7 protein-coding genes are annotated in these 13,724 nt (G+C 58.5%); 6 read left to right on the top strand and 1 reads right to left on the bottom strand.

The window, feature by feature from the left end; genetic code table 11:
• Window positions 1-97: 97 nt before the first annotated feature.
• From QD172_RS15830 to QD172_RS15805, 6 genes are all read left to right on the top strand, one after another.
• Complete coding sequence (locus tag QD172_RS15830; RefSeq protein ID WP_279856260.1) at window positions 98-5,374, top strand: VCBS domain-containing protein; 5,277 nt, start codon at window positions 98-100, stop codon at window positions 5,372-5,374.
• Window positions 5,375-5,471: 97 nt separating this feature from the next.
• Window positions 5,472-7,646 carry a type I secretion system permease/ATPase gene (locus QD172_RS15825; RefSeq protein WP_279856259.1) on the top strand — a complete coding sequence of 725 codons (2,175 nt, stop codon included), beginning with the start codon at window positions 5,472-5,474 and terminating at the stop codon, window positions 7,644-7,646.
• Complete coding sequence (locus QD172_RS15820; protein WP_084207911.1) at window positions 7,639-9,021, top strand: HlyD family type I secretion periplasmic adaptor subunit; 1,383 nt, start codon at window positions 7,639-7,641, stop codon at window positions 9,019-9,021. Before QD172_RS15825 ends, QD172_RS15820 begins: the two co-directional genes overlap by 8 nt.
• Window positions 9,022-9,054: 33 nt before the next feature.
• A complete protein-coding gene (locus QD172_RS15815; RefSeq protein ID WP_176493571.1) occupies window positions 9,055-10,359 on the top strand; it encodes a TolC family outer membrane protein in 1,305 nt (434 codons plus the stop codon).
• Between the two features lie 63 nt (window positions 10,360-10,422).
• Window positions 10,423-12,348 carry an EAL domain-containing protein gene (locus QD172_RS15810; RefSeq protein WP_141392320.1) on the top strand — a complete coding sequence of 642 codons (1,926 nt, stop codon included), beginning with the start codon at window positions 10,423-10,425 and terminating at the stop codon, window positions 12,346-12,348.
• Window positions 12,349-12,371: 23 nt separating this feature from the next.
• Window positions 12,372-13,040, top strand: a complete 669-nt coding sequence (locus tag QD172_RS15805; RefSeq protein ID WP_279856257.1) for a transglutaminase-like cysteine peptidase — start codon at window positions 12,372-12,374, stop codon at window positions 13,038-13,040.
• 101 nt (window positions 13,041-13,141) lie between these two features.
• Here the strand turns inward: QD172_RS15805 and QD172_RS15800 are convergent, their stop codons facing one another.
• Window positions 13,142-13,555 carry a hypothetical protein gene (locus QD172_RS15800; RefSeq protein WP_077378265.1) on the bottom strand — a complete coding sequence of 138 codons (414 nt, stop codon included), beginning with the start codon at window positions 13,553-13,555 and terminating at the stop codon, window positions 13,142-13,144.
• Between the last annotated feature and the right edge of the window lie 169 nt (window positions 13,556-13,724).

Raw genomic sequence — 13,724 nt, 5'->3', positions numbered from 1 at the left:
CACCGACGCCGATGGCGACACCTCCAGCACCACGCTGACCATCACCGTCGACGGCTCCACCGACGCAGTCCCCATCATCACGTTGGCAGACAAGGAAGTGACCGAGGCCACGGGTGCCACTGTCACTGACACCTTCCAGGTCGAGGCGGATGCCGGCATCGCCAGCGTCACCATCAATGGCACGGATATCACTTCGGCGTCAGTGGATAGCCCCATCGTGATTCCGGGCGCGACTGATGACGAAGGGACGCTGACTATCACGGGCTACGATTCCGGCACTGTGTCCTACACCTATGTGGAGGATGGCACGGCTGCGGATCACACGGCTGGTGACAATAGCGTGTTCGACAACTTCGCCGTGGTCGTCACTGACTTGGCAGGGCAGAGCACGAGCGACAGCCTTGACGTCAAGATTCTGGATACCGCGCCGGTTGCCAACCCTGATGAACGCACCATCGAGGAAGATGCGACGGATGAACTGACAGGCAACGTGATTGACGGTATCAATGACACCGCCGATACGCTGGGCGCCGATACGCCGTTCATGGTCTGCAAACTGGACGATAAAGGGATTGCCGACGGCGGCAGTGCGGCCGTCACCGGCGACTATGGCACGCTGACACTCAATAGTGACGGCAGCTATACCTACGTATTGGATACCACCAAGACGCAGTCGCTGGCTGATGGTGTGCAGGCGGAAGATGTCTTCACTTATGTCCTGGAGGACAGTGATGGTGATACGTCTACCACCACGCTGACCATCAACATCACGGGGTCTGACGATCTGCCGGTACTTACCGCAGACACTGGTGCCGTGAGTGAGGACGACGTACTGAGTGCCACTGGTGCGCTGACGGCTACCGACGTGGACGGCATCGCTCCGACCTTCGTCGCCGCCACCGATGACAGCAGTGTCTACGGCAGCTTCGAGGTCGCCGCCGACGGCAGCTGGACCTACACGCTTGATAACGACAGTGCAGACGTACAAGGCCTGATTGAAGGACAGACCGTCACCGAGCAATACATCGTGAGCCTGTCGGATGGCACCAGCACTACCGTCGATATCATTATTACCGGTGCTGATGATGGTGAGCCGACCATCGACTCGTTGGAAGATCAGTCAGTCATCGAGGGTGAGGGTGCGACCGTCACCGATACCTTCAATGTCCAGGCTGATACTGGCATCGCTACCGTCACCATCAACGGCACCGATATCACCGGCGCGACTGCAGACAATCCGGTCGCGATTCCTGGCTCGGATGGTGATGAAGGTACGTTGACCGTCACTGGCTACGATGCCGACACGGGCACCGTCTCTTACCGCTATGTGGAAGATGGTACTGCCGCTGATCACTCTGGCGGCGATGACAGCGTTGTCGATAGCTTCACCGTGGTGGTGACGGATGTTACCGGCGCAACAGCTACCGACAGCCTCGACGTCACGGTTCTGGATACCGCGCCGGTTGCCAATGATGACACCTACACCATTCGTGAGGACGATACTTCCCCTGATGGTGAGCCGGTGATCAGCACCAATGTGATCTCCAGCGTCGTAGGTGGCGGGCAGGATGAGCTTGGTGCGGATGCCGTGACCATCACGAAACTGGACGGCATCTTGCTGGCAGACAACGGGGGTAGTGTTACCGTCGATGGCAGCTATGGCAGCCTGACCCTCAATACCGATGGCAGCTTCAGTTATGACTTGGACGATGTACGTGCCCAGGCATTGGGAGCGGGTGATCTGGTCAAGGAGGAGTTCGAGTACACCATTCTTGATGCGGATGGGGATTCGGATACCGCTGTCATCACCATCAATGTCCAGGGTTTGAACGACAAGCCGGTGGCCTATGACGATGGCCCGATTCTGGTCGAGGAAGATACTCCGGTCAGCGGCAACGTCCTGAGCAACGATGTTGATGCCGATGGTGATGAGTTGAGCGTCGTCAGCTTCACTGTTGACGGCGATACCTACGACCCGGGCGAGACGGCGGATCTTGGCGAAGTCGGCACACTGCTGATCAATACTGACGGTACCTTCACCTTCACGCCCGGTGAGAACTACAACGGTCCGGTGCCTGATACCACCTATGTGATCACGGATGGCACCGAAATTGATGAAGCCATTCTCAGCTTCCAGGATGTCACGGCGGTCGATGACCCGGTTGTCATCAGTACAGATGATGGCGCTGTTGTCGAAGATGGTGTGACACAAGCGTCGGGTACGCTGACCGCGACCGATGTCGATAGTGTTGCGCCGACATTCGTGGCCGCGACCGATGACAGCAGTGACTACGGCAGCTTCACTGTCAATGCTGACGGTAGCTGGACCTATACGCTCGACAACGACACAGCTGCTGTTCAGGGGCTGACGTCTGAAGACGAGATTGTCGAGCAGTACACCGTCACGCTCAGCGATGGTTCCACCACGACAGTGGATATCGTGATCACCGGTACTGATGATGCACTGCCGGTCATCAATTCACTGGAAGATCAGTCCGTCACCGAAGCGACAGGAAGTACGGTCACCGATACCTTTACCGTGAAAGCTGCGGCAGGTATTGCGGCAGTGACGATCGCTGGTGTGGATATCACGGATGCCAACACCTCACCGGTAGTGATCTCCAATCCAGATGGCGAAGGGACGCTGACCGTCACTGGCTATGATGCCGACACCGGGGTGGTCTCCTACAGCTATGTGGAAGATGGCACTGCGGCTGATCATTCCGGTGGCGATGACAGTGTCGTTGACGACTTCGCTGTCGTGGTGACGGATCTTGCCGGTCAGAGCACCACATCCAGTCTGGATGTCACCGTTCTGGACACCGCGCCGATAGCTAATGCTGATACCCGCAGCATGAACGAGAATCGTAGTGCTGCCGTTACCGGCAATGTGGTGGACGGCTCATCTGCGACGGCGGACACCCTGGGGGCCGATGCGGTCACCGTCACCGCCGTCACTTCCGGATCAGAAACCGTCGCGGTGAGCGATGGCGCGGCGGCGGTGATCACTGGTGCTCATGGCGAGCTGACGCTTGAAGCGGATGGCTCCTACAGCTACCAGTCAGCACGCGAAGATCTGCAGTTCCTCGCGGCGGGTGAGTCGGTCACGGATGTCTATACCTACGTGATCAGGGATGCTGACGGTGATACCTCCAGTACTACCCTGACGATCACCATCAATGGTCGCAACGACGGCCCGGCGATCAGCGTCAACAGTGGTGATAGCGCCTCCGCCAGCCTGACGGAAACGGACTCCGCGCTGAGCACCAGCGGTACGCTGTCGGTGACGGATGTGGATCTCAGCAATAGCGTGACGCCAAGCGTGACCAGTGTCTCCAGCAATGGTGATACTGGCGCGCTGGACAACGATGATCTGCTTGCGCTGCTGGGGGTGGACACCGGCGCCATCATCGATGACGAGAACACTGAAGGGACGCTCAACTGGACCTTCGACAGCAGCGCTGCCGGGGAAAGCTTCGACTACCTGTCTGCAGGCGAGTCACTGGTCCTGACCTACACCGTCACTGTCACGGATACGGAAGGCGCTACCAATACCCAGGGTATCGTCGTCACCATCGTGGGAACTGATGATGCATCGGTGATCTCTTCTGGGAGTGGTGCTGTCCAGGAGGATGTCACGCTTACCTCGTCAGGTCAGCTCACGGCAGTTGATGTGGATAATCCTGCTTTGGCCTTTGAGGCTGCCACACTGACTGAGGACTATGGGCAGTTGGTCGTATCCGAGAGTGGAGAGTGGACCTTTACATTGGATAACGATAATAGCGTTGTTCAGGCTCTAGATGATGGTGAGACGCTGGTACAGACATTTATTGTCCAGCTGAATGATGGTAGCGAAACTGTTGTGAACATCACTGTCCAAGGGTTGGGAGATGCAGATCAGCCTACGGTTACTTCTTCAAGTACTTCAGAGAGGATATTCTCTTCAGGCTTTGAGGGTGAACAGATATTGAGCGCTCTATCTTTGAACAACCCATCAGACTTCTACCTTGAGGCGGATGGATGGCAGCCCGCATCTGGTGCCAATGCCATAGAAATTTGGAATGAAGGTGATTCTATGGGGACTCGATGGAACTACGGTAATGGAGTAAATGTTACTGTTCCAATTGAGGTGGCTGAAGGAAATGGTCGGCAGTTCATTGAGCTTAATAGGGTAGGAGACAACACGTTCCTTCCTGCGCAGGCTGTTGGGCGAGATGTACAGACAGATTCTGATAAGATATACGTGCTGTCTTTGGACTACTCGCCACGTCCGACGTATGACGTGTCGGTTACCAAGATTACTGTGTACTATGATGGTGCTGAAATCGGGTCATACGAAGATTCGTCTCCAGGTCTATACAGAGATGATGGTGGACAAATAATCGCTGATTTCGATTGGAGAACTGTACAATTTACCTTCCAGGGTATTGATGACACCTCAAGCCTGGTAATTGAGGCGACAGGGTCTGGCCTTGATTCTAATGGCCGAGGGGCATTCATCGATGATATTACCTTGGATGAATACGATGGTGCCTTGGCAGGGAATAGTCTCTTGCTGAGCGATTTTATCAGTTACGAATTTCCGGATTATGATGGTAGTGAATCTCAAACCCTTTCACTGGAAGGAATGCCAGATGGAGCGTTAGTGACGTTGTCAGACGGTGTGGCGCTGACGCCAATCAATGGTGGAGTTTCCTTTGATGCCTCGGATTTCGAAGGGGCTACGCTTTCTACGGCAAATGACTTCCGTGGTTTCGTGAATCTCACTGTAACCGCTACAGCTGAGGAAAATGGGACTATTTCAGAGGATTCCTCGGAATTTTCTCTCTTCTTCAGCCCATCTGGCGTCAATGATTCCATTATCATCGGTGGTTCTGGTAATGACAGTTTGATTGGTGATGATGGAGACACTAATACGGATGAACGTGTGTCACCTACAGGCAGTGAAAGTCGTGACCAGATCACAGGAGATGGTGCAGACGTGCTTGTCGGGGGACAGGGTGATGACTTGCTGGCTGGGGGTAAGGGAGCTGATGTCTTTGCCTGGATGCAGGGCGATGATGTGATCGGGTCAAGTGGAAAAGCTGTGGATACCATCACTGACTTCAGCGTGAGTCAGGGGGATGTTCTAGATCTTTCTGACTTATTGAGGGAAGACGAAGATGCAAACAGCCTTTCCAGCTTCCTGCACTTCGAGTCAGATGGGGACGGCGGTACCACCATCGAGATCAGTGTGGACGGCTCTGCGGGCAGCAATGTCACCCAGGAGATCACTCTGCAGGATGTGGATCTGACATCGGGCGGTGATTCCGATGCCCAGATCATCCAGTCGCTGCTGGATAGCAATAGCCTCAAGACCAACGTTGACGGTTGATGCAAAAGATAAGGGAGATGGCTTAGGCCATCTCCCTTTTATTGCATTAGACTTCACCGAATGAATGTCTGCGAAGTGCCCCACTAAGGAGGACAGGTTGAGCGATCAACCCACGCCATTGAGATCAGAGCCGGTCGGCGAAAGAGAGGGCGACCCTCTGCTGAATGCGCTGGTGTTCATGGCGCGTTACCACGGCAATCCCCGGTCAGCCGCCGTGCTGACGGACGGACTGCCGATGGAGGACGGGCGTTTGCCTCTGGCGCTTGTCAGCCGTGCAGCCGCGCGTGCCAATCTGAGCGCCAAACTGGTCAATCAACAGATCACCGCGATCAGCGATCTGTTGATGCCCTGCATTCTGATGTTGAATGAAGGGCGCGCTGTCGTGCTGCTGGAAGTGGATGCCAAGACAGAAAAGGCGCGAATCCATCAACCGGAAGCGGAAGGCGATGCATGGATCGAACTGGAAACGCTGACGGCACGCCATGATGGACGAGTGGTCTACCTGAAGCAGGAACACCGTTTCGATGAGCGCGCCCCGGAAACGCTGGAACAGAGCGATGGCCACTGGTTCTGGTCGACGCTGAAGCTCTCGACGCCTATCTATCGTGACGTGATTCTGGCCTCTGTCCTGATCAATCTGTTTGCCGTGGCATCGCCACTGTTCGTGATGAATGCCTATGACAAGGTGGTGCCCAATCTGGCGTTCAACACCTTGTGGGTCATGGCGACGGGCATGGCGATCATCATGGTATTCGATTTCGTGATGCGGCAGACGCGTGCCTATTTCATGGATACCGCCGGCAAGAAGTCCGAGGTGCTGCTGACTTCCAAGCTGTTTGCCAAGACCATGAATCTGCGCATGGAGTCGCGCCCCGGCTCCGTGGGCGGCTATGTGAAGCATCTCCAGGAATTCGATTCCATTCGCGAGTTCTTCACGTCAGCGACGTTGACCACGCTCGTCGACCTGCCGTTTGCGCTGCTGTTTCTCGCCATCATCTGGATCGTCGCCGGGCCCCTGGTACTTGTCCCCCTGATAGCTCTTGTCATCCTGCTGATCTACAGCCTGGCGATACAGAGACCGCTGCGCAACAGCATCGAGAAGGGCTCGCGGCTGGCGACCGAGCGCAATGCACGTCTCGTGGAAGCGGTCTCGGGGCTCGAGAGCCTCAAGCTGGCCAATGCTCAGGGAGAGACCCAGCGCCGCTATGAGCGTGCGGTGGGTCAGATCGCTCATTGGGGAGTGAAGAGCCGCAATCTGACGACATCCGTCAGCTCGCTGAGCATGTCATTGACGCAGGCCACCACGGTGGCACTGGTCGTGTTCGGGGTCTATCTGATCGCGGATGCACGACTCTCGGTGGGTGGGTTGATTGCCGCGGTCATGCTTTCCGGGCGCGCGCTTCAGCCCCTGGGGCAACTGGCGCTGCTGATTACCCGTATCGGGCAGACGCGCAGTGCCATGAGTGCGCTTGAGCAGATCATGGCGTTGCCTGAAGAGGCAGAAGATCGTCGGTACGTGCATCGCGAGACACTGCAGATGCGGATCGAGTTCGATCGTGTCGGCTTCGCCTATGCGGCCAACACGCCGCCGGCGGTGACCGATATCTCGTTGACCATCGAGCCAGGCGAGCGAGTGGCCATCATCGGCCGTATCGGTGCCGGCAAGAGCACCCTGCAGCGCCTGATATGTGGACTCTATCGCGCTACCGCCGGCAGCGTGCGAGTCGATGGTCTTGACCTCAACCAGATCCATCCCGCCGATGTCCGGCGTCATATCGGGCATGCCGGTCAGGACAGTGCGCTGTTCTTCGGCTCTATCCGCGACAACATCACCCTGGGGCAGCCGCATGCCAGTGATACCCAGATTGAGCTTGCGGCCGATGCTGCCGGCGTGACCGAGTTCACTCGCCATCACCCGGAGGGACTTGATCGCCAGGTCGGGGAAGGGGGACGGATGCTGTCCAGTGGCCAACGTCAGACGGTCCTGATGGCTCGGGCGCTTCTGATGCGACCGCCGCTGCTGTTGCTCGATGAGCCCGGTTCGCACATGGACAATCGTGCCGAGCTGCGCCTGAGGCGTATGCTCAAGTCATTGCCGCGTACCCAGACCATGGTGCTGGTGACGCACAAGAGCAGCATGCTGGAAGTGGTAGACCGCGTCATCGTGATGGAAGGTGGGCGTATCGTCGCTGACGGTCCCAAGGACAAGGTATTGAATGCCTTGAATGAAGGGCGTGTGTCCGGGCGCAAGCAGGAGGCTCAACGTGGCTAAGGCACCGATTGAACAGCGCGATCTTCACCACCTGGATGACGTCAGCTCAGCCGTTCTGCTGGCGACCCCCTGGAAGTCACGCATCCTGATCTGGATGGTGCTGGCCTTCATCGTGGTGTTCGTCATCTGGGCCAGCCAGGCGAGCCTGGAGGTCGTGACGCGAGGTTCCGGCAAGGTGGTGCCCTCCACCCACCTCCAGGTCGTGCAGAATCTGGAAGGGGGGATCGTGCGCGAGATCTACATCAAGGAAGGGCAGATCGTGTCGCCCGGAGAGCCCTTGCTGCGCATTGATGACACCAGCGCCGGTTCCGACCTGCGCGAGCGTGTCTCGACCCTGGATGGCCTGCAGGCCACCATCATCCTGTACGACACCGAGCTGGATTCCATCGCGGTGGACGCCTCTGCTGATGACTGGAAGGACCAGGTCGTCATGACCCGCGTCCCCCTGCCATTCGATGAGGAGTTCAAGACTCGCAGTCCTGCACTTGTCGCGCGTGCGATGACTGCCTATCGCACCCACCTCAACCAGTTGAACAGTGGCTTGAATGGCTCTCGTGAGCAGATTCTGCAGAAGGAGCAGGAGCTGAGAGAGCTGAAGTCACGCATCAATAGCTTGGAGCGCAGCTACCAGCTGTCACGTCGTGAGCTCAACATGACAGCACCGCTGGTACGTGAAGGCGTGGTATCGCAAGTCGATCTGCTCAAGATCCAGCGTGAGGTGAATGATCTGCGGGGGGATCTGGAGTCGGCGCGACTGGCAGTGCCCGGCAAGCAGTCGGAGCTGGATGAGGCCATCTCGAATCGTGTCGGTGTTGCCCAGGAATTTCGTTCGCGTGCAGCAGATGAGCTGGCCAAGACTCAGGCGGATCTCGGGCGATTGCGTGAGGGGCGTACCAGTCTTCAGGACCGTCTTGACCGTACTTTGGTGACGTCTCCCGTTCAGGGGGCCATCAAGACCTTGAATATCAATACCATAGGCGGGGTCATCGAGCCTGGCGAAGATCTGATGGAGATCGTTCCCATCGAAGATCAGCTGCTGGTCCAGGCCCGGGTGGCACCCAAGGACATCGGCTTCCTGCGTATTGGCCAGCCTGCCGTGGTCAAGCTGTCCGCCTACGACTTCACCATCTATGGAGGGCTCGAAGGCGAGGTGGAGCAGATCAGTGCCGATACCGTTCAGGATGAAGAAGGCAACAGCTTTTATGAAATCAAGGTGCTCACGGAGCAGAACCACCTTGGAAGTGACTCAGACCCGCTCACGATCATCCCGGGCATGCAGGCCAGCGTGGATGTCATCACCGGTGAGCAGACCATCCTGCAGTACCTGATGAAGCCGATTCTGCGCGCCAGGCAAGGTGCCTTGCGTGAACGTTGATCATGGACATGAAGTATTCAAGGGCAACCCATAATGAAAAAGACACTCTTGGCATTGAGCGTGATGGCGGGGATGAGTTCCAGTCTCTCCGCCTCTGCGCAGTCATTGGAAGAAGCCGTTTCCAAGGCAGTGATGGAAAATCCGCGTACCCGCTTGCAGGTGACCCGTCATATCCAGCGTCTGGAAGAAGCGGAAGTCCAGCGTGGGGCCTATCGCCCGACGGTCGATCTGACCGGACGACTGGGCTATGGCAAGTTCGACTCCGAGGATGATGGGGTCAATGACGAGGATGACTGGCACGATTATCGTCGGTTGGATCTCACCATTCGCCAGCTGCTCTGGGACGGTGACACCACGATCGAGCGCATCCGTCAGGCAGAGACCGAAGCTGACTATCAGCGCCTGCAGACGGCCGCCGAAGCCAATGATGTCGCGTTGGATACGGCCGGGGCCTATCTGGATGTCATGCGTGATGAGCTGATTCTCAAATATGCGCAGGCCAATCTCGATGCGCACCGTCGTATTTCCAGTGATATCGGGCGTCGTGCAGAGTCCGGTCTCGGCGCACGCAGTGACGTGCGTCAGGTGGATGGCCGCCTGGCCAATGCCGAGGCCAGCGTGCTGTCCGCCCGGAACAACCTCGAGGATTCCCGCTCGGCGTATCTGCGTCTGGTCGGTGAGCTGCCCACGGATCTGAACCTCCCCAGCCTCGATACCGACCTGATCAGTGCCGATGTAGAGAGTGCCTATGTCCAGGCCAATCAGCGCAACCCCCTGCTGGCAGCGGCACGGGTGTCCATTGATGCGGCTCGTCATGAGGTGAACGCTGAGAAGGGTGACAACTACCCGGAATTCAGCATCGAAGGCAATCGCACGCTGACGGACGATTATGATCAGGACGAGAGCAGTTCCGATGACTGGAGCGTCGAACTGGTCATGCGCTACAACCTGTATCGCGGTGGGCGGGATCAGGCCGAGATTCGCGGACGCCAGGCGGCGCTGGAAACCGTCGAGCATGACAATGATCGCGTGATGCGCGATGTGCGTGACGAGATCCGACTGGCCTGGAATGCACGCGAGAACCTCAAGCGTCAGATCGATTATCTGGAAAGCTATGTGCGTGCCGCGACGGATACGCGCGAAAGTTATCGCAAGCAGTTCGATATCGGCCGCAGGACGCTGCTGGATCTGCTGGACAGCGAAAGTGAGCTGTTCACTTCGCAGCAGAATCTGATTCGTGCACGTTTTGACCTGGAAACGGCCAACTATCGCTTGTTGTCCGCGACAGGTGCATTGCTGGATTCAATGAACGTTGCCGTACCGACCCGACAGGGTTGAGTCGCTCACGGCACCACCAGGAAGTGGTGCCGTGGTCATACTGACGGCTGATGAGGAAATCAGATGAGTCTTTCGCGCCGCCTGTTTACCTTGATGTTGTTGGTGCTGTTGGTGTTTTCCTTCGGTATCTTCTTCATTCAGGTCAACAATACCCGTGATTCACTGGCCGAACGACAGCGTGTCGAGCTCTCGAATCTCGCCCAGAGCCTGAGTCTTGCACTGGTGCCGCATGTCGAGCTTGGTGATGCTGCCAGCGCGGAAACCCTGATTCGCGCCACCCTGGATGGTGGATATGTCCGGGATATCCAGCTGGAAAGCGTCGCGCTCCCGGCCCCCATCGCGTTTGACATTACACGAGAAAGTCAGGCACCCGAGTGGTTTCAGCAGATGATTCCCATGCCGGTAGAAACAGTCAGCCGTGAATTGCCGGGTGGGTGGGCCTCTCTGGGGACGATCTCGCTGACGGGAGAGCCGGCCCAGGGTCACGATGACCTCTGGAAGCTCGCCAAACGGCTCGGACTCTGGTTGCTGTTGGGGGGCTTGTTGACCCTGCTGGTGGCCTCGCTGGTCATGCGTCGCCTGCTGCGCCCTCTGGACCGCCTCTCCGCACGTCTCAACGAGATGGAGACACAGCGTTTCGACGCGCCTCTGGAGGAAACCAGTGTCAAGGAGCTGCGTGGCATCACGTCGGCGGTCAATCGACTCGGGCAGCGTCTGCATACCCAGTTCGAGGCTCAGGCGGCGCAGTTGGCGCGCCTGCAGCGCCAGGCAGAACAGGACGCTGTCTCGGGGCTTGGCAACCGTGGTTACCTCAATCGTGCAGTGGATGAATGGCTGAGTGAGCCTCTGGGAGGCAGCTTCGCACTGTTGCGGGTCGCGCAGCTTGAAGTCGTCTATCAGGAGCAGGGCTACAAGGGACGCGATGCACTGCTGCGCGCCATCGCCCAGCGGCTTGAGCAGCGTGAGCTGGCCGGGGAGCCCATCGTGGCAGGGCGATTGGCCAATCATGACTTCGGCTTGCTGTTGCCAGAAGCCGATGAGTCCGCGCTGCAGGCCTTCTTGAAGGGCATCACCGAAGATATCGATCGACTGCTGGATGCCAATCCCATGGCGAACAGCCGCCCGATCGGTTGTGTCATCGGGGCGGCAAGGCGAGAGCCGGGCATGACCCGCACCCAGTTGTTCACGGTGGCGGACACGACCTTGCTGCAGGCCATCGAGCATGGCAGCAGCGTCGCGCTTGCCGAGGAAGGGGATCAGGCGCGTCCACGCGGCGAATGGCGAGACGTCATCGAGCAGTCGTTGGAGCGCCCTGATGGGCTCGATTTCGTGGCGCAGCCCGTGCTGTTCAATGATGGCAGTGAGCTGCACCGGGAGCTGTTCGCGCGTCTGCGTGAAGGGGACCAGCTGCACCGAGCCGGCGATTTCCTGCCGGTCGTGCGCCATTTCCGTCTGGGAGCACGCTTCGACCTGCATGCGCTGGAGTGGCTGGCTGCCCATGTCGATGGCATCGAGGCCCCACGTCTGGCGCTCAACCTCACCGAGGAGACGCTGGATGATGAGGCGAGCTTCTCGGGACTCATCAGCTGGTTGGGAGTCCATCCGCGTCTCTGCAAGCGTCTGGATATAGAAGTGTCGGAAAGCATCGCGCTTCGCCATCTGGAGCGCGTCAAGCTGCTGTTCCGGCGTGCACGCCGGCTGGGCGCGCGTGGAGGCATTGACCGTTTTGCACGTGAGCTGAAGGAGCTCAGTTATCTGGAGGCGCTGCGTCCGGACTACGTCAAGATCGATCAGGCGTTCTTCAAGCGTGACGATGTGGACACCGAGCTGTTGCAAAGCCTGTGCATGACGGCGCATCAGGTCGAGTCTCTGGTGATCGTGACACGGGTCGAATCCGAACAGGACCAGGCGCGCGTGATGTCCCTTGGCGCCGACGGCTATCAGGGCTATGTGGCACCGGCCGTCGATGTCATGGCGAGGAAGCCCTGATAGACAGCCAGGGGCTGGTCGCCATGTGGCAGAGATGCTGCTTCACCTGGCTGATCGCCTGGGTATTGATGCTGTTCACGGTCGGTTCCGTACTGGCCCGCGATACGCAGGCACAACGTTTCATCGAGGTCTATGGTCAACCGGGGTGGGCGAGAGTCCAGCAATGGGAGCAGCTGCTCGTGGATCTCGACGGGCAGCCGGCCAGGCGTCAGCTCAGTGAGGTCAATGATTTCTTCAACCGGATGCATTTCACCGATGACATGCGCGTCTGGGGGAAGGAGGATTACTGGGCGACCCCGCTTGAGTTCCTGGGGGCCGGCGCAGGGGACTGTGATGATTTCGCCATGGCCAAGTATCTGACATTGCGTCAGCTGGGCGTGCCGGAGAGTTCCTTGCGGCTGCACTATGTCAAGGCATTGAGGCTCAACCAGTTCCACATGGTCGTCACCTATCAGGGCGCGGGCATGTCGATGCCTGATGTGCTGGACAACCTCAACAGCTCCATCCTGCCGGCCAGTGAGCGCACCGATCTCCTGCCGATCTACAGCTTCAATGGCAACGCGTTGTGGATGAGCAAGCGGCTGGAGGGGGGAGAGCGCATCAGCGACAGCCGAGGGCTGTCGAGTCTTACGGACTGGCAACGACGCTACAAGGACAGCGTCCTGAAAGCTCCCCTGCGCAAGCGCCCCTGAGGCGAGGGGCAGTTCAGCGTCAAATCGCGACAGGTATCGAGCAGAACGCCCCGTGGCCGGACCGCCACGGGGCGTTCTGCTTCATGCGGTGTCGGATCGCTTCATTCCGGCGTGTTGCCGCGCAGATGGAGCACTTCGAGCAGGTTGCCGTAACGGTGACGGCTGGGCATGGTCGCCAGGCCGGAGAACAGCAGCCAGAAGAGGCGCTTCCCGCGAGTGAGCTGATGCGTATGCTGCAGCAGGCGCGACAGCAGACGGTTCTCGTCGCGCTCCTTGTAGCTCGGGGCCATGCTGACCTGCTCACGCACCAGCACCGGGGCCATTTCGAGTCGATACAGCGTTTCGAGTTCCCGGAAGCTCAGGCCGTGTGCCTCGACCACTTCGGCCATGTGCTGATACTCCGCCTCGCGGGGGTCACGCTCCTCCCAGAGAGGCGCCAGCGCCAGCCAGACCTCCTGGCGGCGTTCGAGCAGGGCGGCCACATCGGGGGCGAGGTGAGCGTTCTGGTCGTTCATGGAGAGATCCCGAGCGAAGGCTGTCAGACAGACACACTATCAACGGATGGCGCGAAGTAGGACAGCGGTGTGATGGCGGTGCGCTGAATGCGTCACATGATACGGCAGTCGCCATGGAGGGCTCCAGTGACGTGACATCAGCGCGGGTTGGCCCGCCGGGGCGGACAGC

This window comes from Cobetia sp. 10Alg 146 (genome assembly GCF_029846385.1).
GTDB lineage: Bacteria > Pseudomonadota > Gammaproteobacteria > Pseudomonadales > Halomonadaceae > Cobetia > Cobetia marina.
The sequence above is the reverse complement of the archived record's forward strand: the minus strand, read 5'-3'. Positions and strand labels throughout refer to the sequence as shown.